Annotated in this window: 15 protein-coding genes and 2 pseudogenes; 10 read left to right on the forward strand and 7 right to left on the reverse strand. The window is 42.7% G+C overall.

Annotation, left to right across the window (positions count from 1 at the left end):
- The first annotated feature begins 363 nt into the window (after positions 1–363).
- The gene (locus tag RIG61_04230; GenBank protein MEQ9618365.1) at positions 364–1,641 is read left to right on the forward strand and encodes a Glu/Leu/Phe/Val dehydrogenase; all 1,278 of its coding nucleotides are present in this window, start codon (positions 364–366) and stop codon (positions 1,639–1,641) included.
- 202 nt (positions 1,642–1,843) lie between these two features.
- Here RIG61_04230 and RIG61_04235 read toward each other — a convergent pair.
- From RIG61_04235 to RIG61_04245, 3 genes and pseudogenes are all read right to left on the reverse strand, one after another.
- Positions 1,844–2,985 (reverse strand): annotated as a pseudogene (locus RIG61_04235) (IS3 family transposase).
- Positions 2,986–3,060: 75 nt separating this feature from the next.
- A pseudogene (locus RIG61_04240) lies at positions 3,061–3,243 on the reverse strand (site-specific DNA-methyltransferase).
- 540 nt (positions 3,244–3,783) lie between these two features.
- Entirely contained in the window at positions 3,784–3,963 is a 180-nt protein-coding gene (locus RIG61_04245; GenBank protein ID MEQ9618366.1) for a hypothetical protein, read from the reverse strand.
- Between the two features lie 472 nt (positions 3,964–4,435).
- Between RIG61_04245 and RIG61_04250 the strand changes: the two genes are divergently transcribed.
- Positions 4,436–4,909 carry a DNA starvation/stationary phase protection protein gene (locus RIG61_04250; GenBank protein ID MEQ9618367.1) on the forward strand — a complete coding sequence of 158 codons (474 nt, stop codon included), beginning with the start codon at positions 4,436–4,438 and terminating at the stop codon, positions 4,907–4,909.
- A 17-nt stretch (positions 4,910–4,926) separates the two neighbouring features.
- On the opposite strand, the gene RIG61_04255 is transcribed toward RIG61_04250, so the two are convergent.
- Positions 4,927–5,061 (reverse strand): hypothetical protein, encoded by a 135-nt coding sequence (locus tag RIG61_04255; GenBank protein MEQ9618368.1) that lies wholly within the window; start codon positions 5,059–5,061, stop codon positions 4,927–4,929.
- A gap of 686 nt (positions 5,062–5,747) precedes the next feature.
- Here RIG61_04255 and RIG61_04260 point away from each other — a divergent pair.
- From RIG61_04260 to RIG61_04270, 3 genes are read left to right on the forward strand one after another with little or no spacing between them, the layout of a single operon-like run.
- Positions 5,748–6,278, forward strand: a complete 531-nt coding sequence (locus RIG61_04260; GenBank protein ID MEQ9618369.1) for a DUF488 domain-containing protein — start codon at positions 5,748–5,750, stop codon at positions 6,276–6,278.
- Positions 6,275–6,784: a uracil-DNA glycosylase family protein gene (locus tag RIG61_04265; protein MEQ9618370.1), complete on the forward strand. Its 510-nt coding sequence runs from the start codon at positions 6,275–6,277 to the stop codon at positions 6,782–6,784. The genes RIG61_04260 and RIG61_04265 overlap by 4 nt, the downstream gene beginning before the upstream one ends.
- Before the next feature lie 27 nt (positions 6,785–6,811).
- On the forward strand, positions 6,812–7,504 hold the full coding sequence (locus RIG61_04270) for an FAD-dependent oxidoreductase (GenBank protein ID MEQ9618371.1): 693 nt from the start codon (positions 6,812–6,814) through the stop codon (positions 7,502–7,504).
- 305 nt (positions 7,505–7,809) lie between these two features.
- Here the strand turns inward: RIG61_04270 and RIG61_04275 are convergent, their stop codons facing one another.
- Together RIG61_04275 and RIG61_04280 are read right to left on the reverse strand one after the other, a co-directional pair.
- A complete protein-coding gene (locus RIG61_04275) occupies positions 7,810–8,310 on the reverse strand; it encodes a plastocyanin/azurin family copper-binding protein (GenBank protein MEQ9618372.1) in 501 nt (166 codons plus the stop codon).
- A gap of 80 nt (positions 8,311–8,390) precedes the next feature.
- Positions 8,391–8,816, reverse strand: a complete 426-nt coding sequence (locus RIG61_04280) for a hypothetical protein (protein MEQ9618373.1) — start codon at positions 8,814–8,816, stop codon at positions 8,391–8,393.
- A gap of 170 nt (positions 8,817–8,986) precedes the next feature.
- Here RIG61_04280 and RIG61_04285 point away from each other — a divergent pair, with 170 nt between their 5' ends.
- Positions 8,987–9,676, forward strand: a complete 690-nt coding sequence (locus RIG61_04285; GenBank protein ID MEQ9618374.1) for an RNA polymerase sigma factor — start codon at positions 8,987–8,989, stop codon at positions 9,674–9,676.
- A gap of 206 nt (positions 9,677–9,882) precedes the next feature.
- Here the strand turns inward: RIG61_04285 and RIG61_04290 are convergent, their stop codons facing one another.
- Entirely contained in the window at positions 9,883–11,733 is a 1,851-nt protein-coding gene (locus tag RIG61_04290; protein MEQ9618375.1) for a chloride channel protein, read from the reverse strand.
- A gap of 329 nt (positions 11,734–12,062) precedes the next feature.
- Here RIG61_04290 and RIG61_04295 point away from each other — a divergent pair, with 329 nt between their 5' ends.
- From RIG61_04295 to RIG61_04310, 4 genes are all read left to right on the forward strand, one after another.
- A complete protein-coding gene (locus RIG61_04295; GenBank protein MEQ9618376.1) occupies positions 12,063–12,578 on the forward strand; it encodes an OsmC family protein in 516 nt (171 codons plus the stop codon).
- A gap of 629 nt (positions 12,579–13,207) precedes the next feature.
- Positions 13,208–13,591: an SDR family oxidoreductase gene (locus tag RIG61_04300; GenBank protein MEQ9618377.1), complete on the forward strand. Its 384-nt coding sequence runs from the start codon at positions 13,208–13,210 to the stop codon at positions 13,589–13,591.
- Positions 13,592–13,851: 260 nt separating this feature from the next.
- Positions 13,852–15,147 carry an O-acetylhomoserine aminocarboxypropyltransferase/cysteine synthase gene (locus RIG61_04305; protein MEQ9618378.1) on the forward strand — a complete coding sequence of 432 codons (1,296 nt, stop codon included), beginning with the start codon at positions 13,852–13,854 and terminating at the stop codon, positions 15,145–15,147.
- A 22-nt stretch (positions 15,148–15,169) separates the two neighbouring features.
- Complete coding sequence (locus RIG61_04310; GenBank protein MEQ9618379.1) at positions 15,170–16,399, forward strand: FAD/NAD(P)-binding oxidoreductase; 1,230 nt, start codon at positions 15,170–15,172, stop codon at positions 16,397–16,399.
- The last annotated feature ends 29 nt before the right edge of the window (positions 16,400–16,428 follow it).

Here is a 16,428-nt window from a genome sequence, read left to right on the forward strand (position 1 = left end):
TAAAATCCTGGGTATGTCAATAGGCGCTACGAAGTCAAGATTGCACAGGGCAAGACTATTCGTTCGAGATAAGATTTCTGACTATTTCCATGAATGGAATAATTAACGACAAAAATCGTTTATAGTGATGCGGTAGAAACCCAAATTAACTATATGTATTGGGAATCATATCATAAAAATGCGGAGAAGTCGAAAATCATCACAGTTGCTGTCCGGAGTGTAATGCATTGACTATGATTTGAAGAGTATAGCTTGAACTCAAAGGCAAGCTAAAATTCGATTTGTTAAAACTAAGGTAATAAATAGGCTCATAAATGCTCAGGTTCAAGTTTGAATCATTTATCAATTTAAATATTGGGAGGTATGATGGCTGCAAAGTTTAAAAGACTTATAGAAGCTTTAAAACACACTACAATTTCTTATGATACTGTAGAACGCTTGAAATATCCGAAAGCAAGCTTAAAGGTCTCTATCCCAGTGCGTATGGATAATGGGGATTTGAAAAATTTTCAGGGTTACCGAGTAATTTACAATAATATCAGAGGACCTGCAAAAGGGGGGATCAGGTATCACCCTTATGTTTCGATTGAAGAAGTTGAATTACTCGCTTATTTAATGACCTTTAAGTGCGCTGTCTTAAACCTACCTTTTGGTGGAGGAAAAGGCGGTATTACAGTAGATCCGAAGAGCATTTCAAAATTTGAGCTGGAAAGGCTAAGCCGCGGATATATAAACGCAATGGCTGATTTTATAGGTCCGGATATAGATATACCAGCACCGGATGTTTACACAAATCAAATGATCATGGGCTGGATGATGGATCAATACAGCATTATCCACAGAAAAATTATTCCAGCAGTTATTACCGGAAAACCTTTGAGTATGGGAGGGAGTCTTGGACGAGATACGGCTACGGCGATGGGTGCATCCTTTGTCATACAAACCTTAATGGAGGAACTGAACCGCAAAAGTAAATCATTAACAGTTGCAATCCAAGGATTTGGAAATGCCGGCTCAATTTTAGCAGAATTATTGTTTAAAGTAGGTTACAAAATTGTCGCAGTTAGTGATTCTAAAGGTGCTATATATTCAAGGAATGGGTTGGATATTCCTAGCGTTAAGCAATATAAAGACACAACTCGTGATCTTAAGTCAGTTTACTGTGAAGGCTCTGTTTGCAATATCCTTGAGCACGAAACGCTAAATAACGAAGAATTACTGACGTTAGATGTGGATATACTCATTCCGGCGGCTTTAGAGAATCAGATCACTGAAGTCAATGCCAGTGCTGTAAAAGCAAGACACGTATTTGAAGTGGCAAATGGACCGATCGCCTCCGATGCTGATGAAATCCTCGAGGATAACGGGATACATGTCATTCCGGATATATTAGCTAATGCCGGAGGTGTAACAGTGAGTTATTTCGAGTGGATACAAAACCGTACAGGACACTACTGGACATTAGAGGAAGTAAACAGTCGTCTGAAACAAAAGATGGTGGAAGAAACAAAGAGTGTTTTAAAAATTTCACAAGAAAAATCAATTTCTATGAGAACTGCTGCTTATGTTCATGCACTAAATCGGCTTGAAGAGGCAGTTAATGCAGGAGGAACGAAAAATTACTACACAGATGGTGTTTAGAAATAATACTGATAACAAACTTTAGGGATTTAATTTTCTGAAATATATTCGAAAAAAAACGGTTGGTCATCGTCCTATATTATGGTTTCCGAAGGAATCGCTTAAAAGCATACTGTTAATTTTTTCAGTGTATGTCCTCGGCGAATTATCGAGTTTAGAATTGAATATTATTTAAGGTAATGTCCTGACCTTCTCCCGAAGTTTATACCACGGCAAATGAGGGTTTCCGGTTAATTTTATCATTCTCAAGCTTCTGTTCAAAGCCCAACCTGAATGCCTCCGGCGTCATATACCCAAGAGAGCTGTGGGGGCGGGTAGTGTTGTAGTCCATACGCCATGATTTTATAATTCTTCTAGCTTCCTCAAGGCTCACAAACCAGTGCTGGTTCAAGCACTCATCCCTGAGCTTTCCATTGAAGCTCTCTATAAAGGCATTCTGCACCGGTCTGCCCGGATCAATAAAATGCAGATTCACCCCCGCGGGTTTGGACCACACGAGCATAGCCCTGCTTGTGAACTCCGGGCCGTTGTCCATCACAAGCATTCCCGGAAGCCCTCTTGTTTCTTTTAGCCACTCTAGTGTGCGTATCACACGCTCCCCCGTAATGCTGGCATCCACTTCAATGACAACACACTCCCGGGTGAAATCGTCCACAACGGTTAATAACCTGAACCTTCTGCCGTCACAAAGACTATCGCTCATAAAATCCATGCTCCAACGCTCATTTGGTTCACTGGGAACTATTAGTATGTTGGCTCTATTATTTACCACTCGCTTTTTCCCTCTCTTACGGGAAAGTTGCAAACCCTCTTCTCTATATATCCTCTATATCCTCTCTACTCGTTTATGGTTCACTGCACCAAACTCCTGTCTCAACAGCACTGTCAGCCTAGGCGCTCCAAAACGGGGGCGCTGTACGGCCAATATCCTCATACGCTCGCGAACACACCCATCATCCTTAGCTGTGGGCTTGTATCTGTATGTCGCTCTGTTGAGTCCTATCAACTTGCATGATCGCCGCTCGCTCAGCCCCTCTGACTTCATTAATGTCACGGCTTTCCTCAGCCGAGTACGGCTTAGTACTTTTTTTCAAGCGCTGCTTTTAATGCCCGTATATCCAGTGCCTGCTCCCCAACGATTTGCTTCAGTCGCTGGTTCTCTTCCTCAAGGGCTTTTAACCGCCTGGCTTCTGATACGCTCACCCCTCCGTATTTGCTCCTCCAGCGGTAAAACGTCTGCTCGCTTATCCCGTACTTCCGGCATAGCTCGGAACCATTAATCCCTGATTCTTGCTCCTTGAGCACCTTTATGATCTGTTCTTCCGTGTACCGACTCTTACGCATGTCCTCCTCCTGTCTATTTATTCTTACAGAGGAGAACTCTCATTTACAATGGTCTAGTTGTTGGGGGGAAGGTCAATATTTCGGAAGCAAGGCCTTCAAGGCGTGCAGATTGTCGCCATGAATAATTAAGTTGTCATCCATTGATGGTTTGCGGTCTTTGGCCATGGAGTTTTCAGGCACGACATTAAGCTGCCGGAACGGCACTGTCAGGTGGTGTGCGTAAACAAACTGTTTTCCCTTAAAATCTAGTTTCGGTATTCAGATCCTTCCTTACATAAAGTCACAAGACTTTAACTCTCTTTATCAAATGGCACAACTCATCTTCCTTGACTCTAGAGGCAGTTTTTTATTTATGTAGAAACCTATTTTGTTAATACTATTATCCGCGTTTTGCCTATAAATACTACAATATTTTTGCAACAGACTTTTGCAACATCCGGTATCGTGTAATTACAAGTGTTAGAAGACCCCTGTTTTATGTTGCAAAAAGGTCCGTTTGTGCAACATAAAAAGCATAAGCCGCGCTTTGGGACAACATCACGATCCGGTTTCCAGGCGCGCAGCGAGAAAGCCCCGATACGCATTTTGAATCAGTGGTTTCCCATTCAAAGTGTCCACGCTCCTGTGTTTCTCAGAGGTTCCACAAATCTCATGCCGTGTTTCTACTGAAACACCTCTTTGGCGAGAGTTTGTGCTTCATCAAGTTATAATTTGATTGAAAAATTTTTGACCAAGTTTGATTAAGCCGGTTTTTAATTATTGTAGAGAAGTCATCGGCTAGATCGACTTTCCATTCGCTCACTTAGGACCTGGATGTTTGTCTTTCATCTTTCTTATGTATTCATGTATCTCTTCGGATTTTTTTTCAATTTCTTCACAATCCGCTTTTCTTTCTTCTAGTGTTAATATTTTTAGTTTTCCAGCTTTCAAAAGCCCGCCATATATATGAAGAACTGTATTTGTGGTGCTATCTATCACTTTGTCTTCTGCTACAGTTCGGGTTATCGCGGCGCCGGGCGGTTTCCGCCATGTGCAGGACTGTCAAACAACGGTCGGAGCGCGGACAACGCGGCCTCGCGGGCTTGCGGATCATTTATATTTTGCGCTTCAAGATATAAATCAACAAGGGCTGAAATGCGTGCAATCTCTAGGTCCCGCTTGATTTCTGCGGCCTCTTTCTCGATCGTCTCTACATGCCTGCGAAAAATTTCCAACATGAGCATATAGTAAAATAGGTATTATTAGCATGCAAGCGTAAAATCAGCTCATGTACGATTTGGTGCCTTTTTCATCGCTTGCGACGAGGAACTTTTTTGGGGAAAATTTTCATGGCAAGGAAGTATCATACGGCGGAACAAATCATCTTAAATAAGAATTTCTATCACTTGATAATAGCTATTAAGCTGTTACATTTAATGAAAAAGTTAAAAAGGAGGCAGAAACTAAAATCATGATAAATACAGGGATAGACGAAAAAAACAGTCAAAAAGTCGCAGAAATTTTACACACAGTGCTCTCTGATGAATATGTGCTCTACACGAAAACGAGGGGGTATCACTGGAACGTCAAGGGGCTGCAATTCAACGACCTACATAAATTCTTTGAAGCCCAGTACACTGAACTCGAAGTGATAATTGACGATGTGGCGGAAAGAGCCCGAAGCATAGGCGCTTACGCACTAGGCTCGCTTGAGGAAATTTTAGAGCATAAGACGCTTGAAGAGGACACTACAAAGGGAACCGATTCAAAGCATATGATCCGCTCTCTTCTTTCCGATCACGAAAGCGTAGTGCGAAATCTGAGAACCGACCTCAGGAAGTGCGACGAAAAATATAATGATATGGGAACGAGCGATTACCTGACCGGTCTGATGCAAGCACACGAAAAGATGGCCTGGATGCTCAGATCGCTTCTGGAGGAGTAGGAAAATAAGATGAAATATCAGGCAAGCTCATACTGCGCCTGAGCGTCACCTTTTGTGGCCTGTTCTTTAAGGTAGTCAATATAGAGTTGGGCTTGGGCCGCAAGCGGCATAAGAAGAAAGAGCAGCGCTATCTTTACGCTGTGCTTTTTCATGATCTTTATTTTAAGTTAAAGAGCTGTCTTTTTCTAGGCCGCGCATTGAAGGCATAGACGATAGCGTAGCAATTTTGCCTGATTGACCTGCATACCTCCGTATTCTTTCCTCCAGTGGTAATAAGTGTTTGCTGTTACTCCTATCTCTCTGCATATCTCCGGTACTTTCCTGCCTTGTGAGGAAAGTACTTCTGACTGACGCAGTAACCGAATTATCTGCTCTGGTGTATAACGTTTCCTACCCATCTTAGTTGCCTCCTATATAGGGTTTTCTCTCAAAAATCTAGCTTAACTTATGGACCTATTATAGGGGGGCAGGTCACTCAATATTTAACGGACCTTCTAGATATGAAGGGAAGTGACAATCTGTTCCAGGGTTCTCTTGTTCAAAAAGTCCTCATTTTCTTAAGGCTTAATACAATCTGACATAATTAACTACTCGTGGCACCCATCTTGCAAATTACTAAATAGGCGTCAATAAGTCTTGACTAGAGCTTATGATCCGAAATAAATTAAAGTGGAAACAAAGCTAATATGAATAAGATTGTAAAGATCAAAGATCGAGGTAGTGATAGTAATGCTGCTAAGCATTTCGACGACGGTAATTCCCTTATTCAGCACCATGCATAAAAATAGACTTTGCGAATTTCCCGCAGTTGCACAGTAAGGGACACTAAAGTGTAAAAATGAAAAAACCTTCAATCTTTACTATTGGCCATTCTACGCGGCAAATAGATGTATTCATAAGGTTGTTGCAGACGTACGGCGTTAAAGTAGTGGTCGATGTGAGGACTATACCCAAATCGCGCTATAACCCACAATTTAATGAGAGTGATCTTAAGCTGTCTTTACGACAAGCACATATACGCTATAAGCATCTAAAAAAACTCGGAGGGCTACGTCACACAATAAAAGATTCTATAAACCTCGGCTGGCGCAATGCCTCATTCAGAGGGTATGCCGACTACATGACAACCGTAGAATTTAAAGAAGGGTTGGAAGCCCTCATGAAAATCGCAGGGGCGAGAGTTACGACGATCATGTGCGCTGAAGCTGTGCCATGGCGTTGCCACCGTTCACTTATCGCCGATGCACTTGTTAAAAAAGGCTGGATTGTGCGGGATATTTTGAGCAATACTTCGACGTTAAAACACCGACTAACACCATTTTTGAAAATAAAGAAGGGACAGCTCTTCTATCCCGTGCCAAAAAAATGATTCGTTACAGATACAAACAACCGATCATACTTTTCGTGGGCATTAATCCTCATTTCGGATCATTTGATCGAGGACTGCCATTTTCCAATAATAAGTTATTTTGGTATCTTCTTTCAGATGCGGGAATTATCCAGGAAAAAAGAGATGAGCTCCGGTATGACGAATCGTTAAAGCGAATGTATGAAAAGAAGTTCAATACCGTCTATAGATTAGGGTTCATAAATATTATCAATCGACCCACGCGCGATATTTCCAGGCTTAAGAAAGGCGAAGAGTTGCTTGGGCGCAAGAAAATCTCTCGTATCATCAAAACAGAAATGCCGAAAGTAGTATGTTTTATAGGCAAAGTCACGTATGAAAAATATACGGGATCAAAAAATTTCACGTTTGGCTGGCAGGACCCCATTCATGAGGCAAAAGTCTTTGTCATGCACTTTCCCTTGCGCGGAGAAGCGGTGGTAAGAGTCCGAGAATTATGTGAAGTTAAGCGCGTTGCTCTTGTTTAACGCACAGTTACTTCTTATTATAACTATATGGAAGAGAATAAAAAGATATCTAAATTGCAACTCATTTCGTCTAAAGCGGAAGCGGGCAATGTACGGACATTCATATTTGAAGCGGGAAGTATCAATTGGGTTGCAGGACAGTATCAGGGATATATACTGACTCAAGCGGGCAAGACCGAAGCCGAGAATCAACGCTGGTTTACGATTGCCTCGGCACCGAGCGAGAGCATGATACATATATCGACACGCGTTTCTGACAGTGCATTTAAACAAGCCCTCGATGCGCTTGTACCGGGCGATATGATCCAGGCGCATAGCCTGGAAGGTGATTTCACATGGGAAGAAGAGACGATCGAGCCGGTTGTTTTGATAGCAGGTGGCATTGGCGTAACGCCATTCCGTAGCATCTTGCTTGAACGTCATGCTGCGGGCAAACCCCTTAATGCCACACTCCTTTATTTCAACCGCACTAATGAGATTCCGTTTCGTGAAGAGATTGAAGCGTTTGCACGGAAGCATCCTGAGTTTACCTATGTGCCTATCGTGGGTGAGCAAATAACCGCTGATACGATTCTTGAGCGATCGCCACAGGTAAACGATAAAACCTTCTATCTCTCCGGTCCCGAGCCTATGGTGGAGAGCATAGGTAACGAGCTTAAGGGACTGGGCTTAAACCTCAAACAGGACTGGTTCCCAGGCTACAACGAAGAGAACTATTAACGGAAATAATGAAGATAGCAATCAAAAGAATTTACGAGGAGCCGGCGCGGGCAGACGGCACGAAGATCCTCGTTGGTCGTCTGTGGCCGAGAGGAGTTTCCAACGTGAATGTCGGCTGGCTTCTCTCCAAAACAATGATCCATACAGTCGAAACCATACATCGGGCGATAGGGCAATTTCACGTTTCTTTTTTACCGCGTAGTTATGAAATCCGCTAAAATCGGGCTTGAAAATCCGTGACCACATAGACGAGAAAAATGGACATTGCAACTTTTACAAACTCTAAATTCCATACAAACGTTTAATTAACCATCTCCTACCTTGATTCGAACAACCTTCTCACGCATTATTCGTTCTATAGTTGGAAATTCTTTTTGGGCAGCAGGAGGTACTGGTCGCCAGTTTTTCGTATCCGATCTCCCTTCATAATAATCGAACGGCAGTGCTCCCGGCCCTGTCGGTTTGCCTACAATAATACGTCCTACCATGCCCGCTCCTTCATGCGGCATGCAGTAGTAATCGTAAACGCCTTGTATCATAAACTTTAATTCAAAGTCTTCTCCGGGAGACAAATAACCCGAATCCCACGGGGTTGCATTAGGAGGAATCCGTAATGAATGGTTGCTGTTTCGAGGGTGATAGGCTGTTGTAGTATGGACATTTTCGGAAACTATCCACCGTATTGTTTGACCGGGCTCAATATAGACTCCGACGGGATCAAACCAGACTTTAGAACCCAGCTGGTCGCTTTTCATATAGATCTCGACTACCGGAGATGGATGTGATGCCTGGTCTGCCCTAGTCACAACAGCACTCGGTATAGAAAGGCCAGCAAGCATTACCCCACTGGCCTTGAGGAACTCTCTTCTTGTCGGCATAATGCCACCTATTTCAGAGCAGCTACTTTCTCTGGCGAGATATACCACAGGATGATGTGATAGTGCGGTTCATCCACGCCGGGATGTCCCGCATTATAGTAGAGATCGACGTGGTCTACCTTTGGGCCCTGTGCAACAGCCAGGTCATTAAAGGCTTTATGATCATTGATATCTTTGAGAGGGATCATATAAACCGTGCTTACAAGACCGCCTTCATGATCATAAGCCAGGAACGGACCTGCAGGCAGCGTGGCTTGGTCCACATATAGCGTGCCGAGTCCGGGGAGGAAGTCCGGCAATTTCACCAGGGAGCTGACTTTTTTATACTTTCCCCCCGGAGGAGCCGTCTCTTGTGCAAGTGCATAGTGTGAAATCTCACCGAAAGCCAGAAAACTAAAAACCAGAAGCATTATAATTAAGCTTAATCGTCTCATTCTAAACCTCCTTGATAAAGTGTAATTTTGACGCTTGATATATAATCTATAGAGTATTTAGAAAAAGAATGGTTACAGATTCAAGAAAATAGAAATCTTGTAATATTTTCCAAGAAAATGACTCAATAATATGTTAAGGTTGACACAATACACAGAGGATTTTGACCATGATGAAAACTGGGACAAATTCTGACGCTATGTCCGACGAAGAGATAGTAGAGCATGTACTTTCCGGTGATATCGAACTCTTTGAAATTATCATGCGTCGTTACAATCAGCGTCTCTACCGCGTAGCCCGCGCCATACTGAGAGATGAGAAAGAAGCAGAGGATGTGATGCAGGGTGCCTATGTACGCGCCTACACGCACCTTAACCAGTTTGCCGGGCGCGCGAAGTTTTCGACTTGGCTCACAAAAATTGCGGTGCATGAAGCCCAGGCACGGATCAGGCAACGCAGCCGGTTTGTGGATATCGGAACGACACAAAATTCTGGGGGGGGCGGCATGAATACATTTGCATCCAATACACCTGACCCTGAGCAACAGGCGCTTTCTCGGGAATTGAACGCAGTACTTGAAGATGCCGTTGATGCGTTGCCGGAGGCATATCGTTCGGTTTTCATGCTGAGAAAGATTGAGGAGATGAGCACTGCCGAAACCGCTGAGTGTCTCGATATAAGCGAAGAGAACGTCAAGACTCGTCTGCACCGGGCACGGTCATTGCTACGCGAAGAAATTTATACACGCGTCGGGACTATTGCTGCAGATATATTCCAGTTTGCCGGTCCGCGATGTGATCGTGTGGTACTGGCCGTGTTTGACAAAATCAAACTACTGCAAGACTGTAATACTTCCGTATAATTTTACTATTTAATTTATATTGCCTAACGTTCCCATCATTCGGTAACTTGCAAATACCCCAACAGTGTGAATATTTGTATGCTTAATACATATTGTTAGCCTTTTGCCCGAGTCTGGCACTTAAAAATCTTATGTATGAGCATTATTTTAAAATTATATTACACGCCGTTTTTTTAAGAATACTAATTTAGGGGCAGAGGATAGATTTATCGCGTTGCATTCCAGTGTATGCTCTTCTGGGACTTGGTAGCCTCGTCAAGATTTCGCTTATACGCTGTGACTATATCGCTCCGAGAGACCATCGCAATTACTTTTCTTGGATTCGAATGCATAACCACGGGTAGTCGCCCTATCGCATTTTCCGCCATTAGGTTTATAGCGTCGCGGAGAGTATTATCTTCGTAAATAACATGGGGGGACATCTTAATTAGCTCAGATATTCTAGTATCATGGTGTACATCCTTTATGGATAGGTCACGCCTCGTTAGAACACCAATTAGGTTTTCTCCGTCATCTAGGATCGGGAAACCCTGATGGCTGCTTCCGGGAAATTCGGAATCCAACCACGAGTTCGCATCACCTACCGACTTACTTCCTTTTAGTGATACAACTTCATATGTCGCGATGTCCCGAACAAGCATTTTTTCAAGCGCATCGGTTCCGTATTCAACTGGTACATGCACACCGCGTCTTTGAATCTTCTCTGTCATTATAGTGTGGCGCATCAGCAAACCCGATATGAGATATGCTGCGGCACATCCACCAAGGAGAGGAAGAAGTCCGAATGGTTGCAATGTGGTTTCGAAAGCAAAGATAACAGAGGCTAGAAATGCCCTTGATGCTCCTGCAAACATTGCAGCCATACCTACTAGAGCAGCCACATTGGGATCTATTTCCAAAGTCGGAGAAATAATTATCACCAGGCTTCCTAAAGTAGCTCCGAGACCACCTCCTATCGTGAAAAGGGGTGCCAGCGTACCGCCCGATGTCCCACTTGAGAGTGCAATTGACCACGAAATGAATTTAAGGATAAAGAGCGCTATCAGAACTTTTCCGGTAATCTCGCCTGAGAGAATCTCGTTTATAACATTGTAACCAACCCCTAACGTGTCTGGTGCGAAATATCCGATTACCCCTACTGCGATAGCCCCTAATGCCGGCCACCACATCCAGTGAATGGGAAGCTTGGCAAACAGATCTTCAAGTTTAAAAACCGATTTTGTTACCAATACCGCGCAAAGCCCCACAACTGCACCAAGAGCGATGTAAACGATGAGTGCCCCGCTCGACGCTGGTGCTATATGAGGTATGGAAAAAATCGGTTTCGTTCCCACAAACGCTATACGAACAGCGGTTGCAGCCACGCTGGCAAGAGCTACAGGTATTAAAGAACGAGGTCTGAACTCAAATAGTAATAATTCTACGGCCAATAAAACTGCTGAAACGGGACTTCCGAAAGTAGCTGCCATTCCCGCCGCCGCACCAGCTGAGAGCAGGATTTTACGTTCGTCAGCGGTGGTGTTAAGAAGCTGCCCGAGTAGGGAGCCAAACGCACCCCCCGTTGCGATAATTGGACCTTCTGCCCCGAATGGTCCACCCGTACCTATAGCAATCGCAGCAGAAATCGGTTTTAAAAATGTCAGGCGCGGTTGTATGCGACTCTGATTGGTCAACACTTGTTCCATAGCTTCAGGAATTCCATGACCTCTAATGCCCTTGGAGCCGTATCGTGCCATAAATCCGACTATTATTCCGCCGATAACTGGAACGATAATTACAAAAACCCCTAAGTGATTACCAGCAGGTGAAATGAAGCTTGAGGATAAGTGGCCATAGAATGCCAGGTTCGTAATTAGTCCGATAAGTCGTGTCAGTCCCTGTGCAACAAATCCTCCGACGACGCCTATGATGAGGGAGATTAGAATTATGCGTATGATGGTCCTGTCAACAACAGGTTGAGACTGCAAGACTTGCACTTCACTTAAGGAAGGCTCAAATGATGGTGCAACAGGTAGCGATTCCGTGGTTGGTGACTCGGATTTATTATTATCAGCCATTATGGTTAGTATCTAAACGAACACAATCTCTATTAAAATAATCTAATTTTCTTTTTATTTGTGAACCTCATTCATCCGAAAACTAACCTTCTCCTTACAAAATATTATATAAACAGGGGATAATGGCGAGCTATGTTCCTTTATACTCTGACCGGGTAATAGACTAAACCTTATTAACCTTGAATCTTTATCAATTAATACAGATTCGGCTACAGGGTGATCCCTCAATATAAAATTCAAATTACCCTATTTTTATAATTTTTAAAGTGCGTGGTTGGCACAGTTCTTGCAACTTACTAGCAAAATACAATTTATAGGAGGTTATAAAAATGGGAGTTAAGAGCTGCTTGAATATAGATATCGGAAAGATGAATGAATTCATCGATACCGTAAAGAAGGATCCTGAAAAAGGGAAATTTACTTTCAAGACTGAAACTATTTGGCAAGACGGTTCTGTGAGTAAAACAAAAGCACGTAAATTTGAGATAAATACCGATGAGCCAGAGCCTCTGGGAGGCAAAGACTCAGGTATTGATCCTATTGAGTTATTACTCGCATCGGTCTCCAGTTGCGTTTCTCTTGGGTTTGCAACACAAGCTGCTAAGCATGATATTAATTTAGAGGACTTTACTATTGAGACAGAAGGAGATATTGATGTAAGGGGTTACTTCGGAATAGACGGTGCTAGGCCGGGATTCCAGAACATTAGATATACCGTAAAAGTGAAGTCGGACGCTTCTGAAGAAGAGCTTAAGAAAATACTAGAAATCGCTGAATCTACATCACCCATGGTAGACAATGTCAGTAATGGTGTAAAGGTTTCCTCAAACTTGATGAGAGTATAGTATATGGGGTGATTGATATTATGCTTAACAGGGATTCTAATTTATCAGTAAGGACTTAATTTCCCCCTAATTTTTTTCTGAGTTGATTAAGTCTGTAGTATTCTGAGGATTAGAATCCCTCTTCACATCCAAGCCTTTTAAATAATTCTAAGTCGTATATCCGTAAATCCACAAGTATGGATGTACATGCATTCATTCATATGCAGTAACTGATTCTGAAAGCGGTTAATCAAATCCTCACTTATGACAAACTTGTAAACCGTCTCTATAAATATTTTTTGACTACTTCGTTAACAGTATTAACAGTATAAAGTATCGACAAATCATTTTCTTGTTAAAGTCCAATTATTATAAGTGCCCTCAATATTTAACGGATCCTCTACATATCAAGGGAAGATAATATATGTTTCGGTGTTCGCTTGTCTAAAAAGTCCCCATTTTCCTGAGGCTTAAAATAATCTGACATATTCAATTATTCATGGCATCCATTTTGCGAGTTACTAAACATGCGTCAACAAATTTTGATTAAAGCTTATGATTCAAAATCCGTTAACGAAGGAACGGGGATAATATGAATAAGGTTGTAAAGATCAAGACAGCGATAGTAATACAGCTAATCATCTCCTCACATGATTAAACAGGGCGGAGGCAACATAATAAATAATTCTTCTATTATCGGTTTGAGAGGCCTTCCCGGCGCGTCCGCTTATGTAGTTTTAAAAGGCGCTGTTACCCAATTGACCAGAGCGATGGCGCGCGAGTATATAGCACATGGGATTCGGGTTAACGCTATATACCCCGGCGGAATCGAAACCCCTATGGTGACGGAATATATATTCGCAAAGTCGGACAATCCCAATGCCGTTGAGGAATATTTTGTATCTCAGCACCCTATTGGAAGGCTCGGAAGGCCTGAGGAAATAGCGCGTGCCGTGGCGTTCCTGACCGATGATAACGTTGAGTTCATGACCGGAAGCATGTTGTCGGTAGACGGTGGATGGACAGCGACATAAAAATCAAACGAACTTGAATTGGTTGTTAAATTGTTAAAAAGTGTAAATCTCGTTCTTCACCGGTGAAAAGTTTGATATTGGGGTTTTGCCCGGGAGAAACTCTGAGTCAGACAACAGAGCTCAACATAAAGAGGATATAACCCCATCAAAATATCCGGGCTCTGAGAGAATCACGACCTAGGCTGCATGTCCACTCGATATGCAGCCTAGATGTTGTATTTTGCAAAGATGTTTAAAAATTAAAATAGAGGTGACTGCAGATGCTCAAAAGAAGACTCGGATTTGAAACTCAATGTATACATGCTGGAAACACTCCCGATTCTGCGACCAATTCCAGCGCCACGCCCATTTATCAAACAACGGCATATACTTTTGACAGCGCGGAACATGCTGCAAGTTTATTTGATTTACAGACACCCGGGAACATATATACGAGAATAATGAACCCTACGACTGCGGCTTTTGAAGGTAGAATGACTGCTATCGAAGGTGGAAGCTCCGCACTCGCCCTGGCGTCTGGTATGGCGGCGCAGATGACTGCAATTTTCACAATCCTGCAATCCGGAGATGAAATTGTATCCTCAAGTACCCTCTATGGAGGAACTTATACTCAGTTTGACGTTAACTTTCGGAAATTGGGAATCATCGTTAAATTCGTGGATCCCGATAATCCCGATAATTTCCGTAATGCTATAAGTACGAAAACTAGAGCAATATTCGCTGAAACGATAGGCAATCCCTTGGGTAATATTCTGGATATAGCGGAAGTCTCGGATATAGCCCATCAAGCGGGCATACCCCTCATTGTCGATAACACATTTGCTACTCCTTACTTATGCAGACCATTTGAGTTCGGTGCGGATATTATCACGCATTCAGCTACTAAATTTATCTGTGGTCACGGTACTTCTATAGGGGGAGTTCTGATAGATTCGGGTAATTTCCCCTGGGACAACGGCAAATTCCCGGACATGACAGAGCCATCTAAAGGATATCACGGCGTGAATTTTTATGAAACTTTTGGAGATACGAGCTATATCATGAAAGCGCGTTGCGATGTGCTCAGACCATTGGGACCTGCTATGAGTCCTTTCAATTCTTTTCTCTTTCTTCAAGGGCTGGAGACTCTCAACCTTAGAATGGAAAGACATTGTTCCAATGCCTTGGCTCTGGCAAAGTTTCTGAATAACCATCCATATGTAACCTGGGTCAAGTACTCAGGACTTCCGGATAGTCCTTACTTTGATCTTGCGAAAAAATATTTACCCAAGGGAACTACCCCAATTTTTACATTTGGCATAAAGGGAGGTATGGAAGCGGGCATAAAGTTTATAGAGAATCTTCAGTTATTGAGTCATCTTGCGAATGTTGGAGACGCGAAATCATTGGTTATTCATCCCGCATCCACAACACACAGGCAGCTGGATGAAGAAAGTCAAAAGTTTGCTGGAGTTAGACCTGAAATGATACGCATCTCGGTCGGCCTCGAAACTCTAGAGGATATTTTGTGGGATGTTGATCAATCTTTGACGAAATCACAAAAATTAAAAGCATGAGATTCATGGGAGAGAACCGAAAATGGTATTCGATTATCTATTAATTGGAGGGGGACTTGCCAGTGCATCAGCTGCAGAGACTCTGAGGAAAGAAGGTGCAGGCGGAACAATTGCAATTATTTCAGACGAAGAATTATATCCATATCATCGCCCTCCGCTATCCAAGAACTTCCTGATCAAGAATTTGAAAAGCGAAGATATAATTGTCTATGACGAAAGCTTTTACAAAAATAATAATATCGATGTCTTGCTGGGCACAAAAGTATTAACTCTTTGTCCACAAAGGAAAATGGTAGAGACTGATAATCAAGGCAGTATAAGGTATGGGAAACTTCTCATAGCAACTGGCTCACGAGTAAAGAAACTGAATGTTCCCGGATCTAATTTGCGAGGTATATATTATCTGAGGAATATTTCTGATGCCGAATCCATACAGCGAGCAACTTCATATTCAAAGAAAGCCGTAGTTGTAGGTTCAGGCTTCATTGGGATGGAGCTGGCATCAGTTTTTGCTCAGATGGGTATACGTACGACTATCATTTCAAGAGGAAAAAACCTGTTAGCGAGACTGGGTTCCCGCGAGATTTCCAATTTCTTCGAAAATTATTACAAGAATAAGGGAGTAGATATCATATCTGGAGATACAGTCAAAGAATTTCAGGGCACACGTCATGTAAATAGGATAGTTACTGAAAGAGGAAAAACAATCTCGTGCGATATTGTCGCGGTCGGTATCGGAGTCGTTCCTGAGACAGCGTTTCTGGAGTCAAGCGGTGTTTCGCTGGATAACGGCATTATCGTAGATAAGAGTATGCAAACGAACTTTCAGGAAATATACGCCGCAGGGGATGTCACGAGATTTTACGATCCTTTATTTCGCGCACATCGCAGAGTCGAGCATTGGGATAATGCAGTGAAGCAGGGTAAGATCGCATCTAAGAACATGCTTGGCAAGAAAGATTATTACAATGAGGTATCATACTTTTTTTCAGATGTATTTGATCTCAGTTTTGATTTTCTAGGATATTCCAGCAATACGGATGAGAGAATCGTTAACGGATCAATCGCAGACAAATCCTTTTCGGTTTATTACTTGAAGAGCGGAATTTTACGCGCAGGATTTTTACTCAATCGCTCTAGCAGCGAAGCAGATGCCGTCAGAGATCTTATTCGAAATCGCGTCAATGTAGGAAAAAATAAATCCAGACTTGCTAGTCTAAAGATTCCGACTGAAAAAGTTATAGCCCAATAATCTGATCTGGATCAATCGTGTAACCGGTA

The sequence above is a fragment of the Deltaproteobacteria bacterium genome, assembly GCA_040223695.1.
Classification (GTDB): Bacteria; Desulfobacterota_D; UBA1144; order Nemesobacterales; family UBA2774; genus JAVKFU01.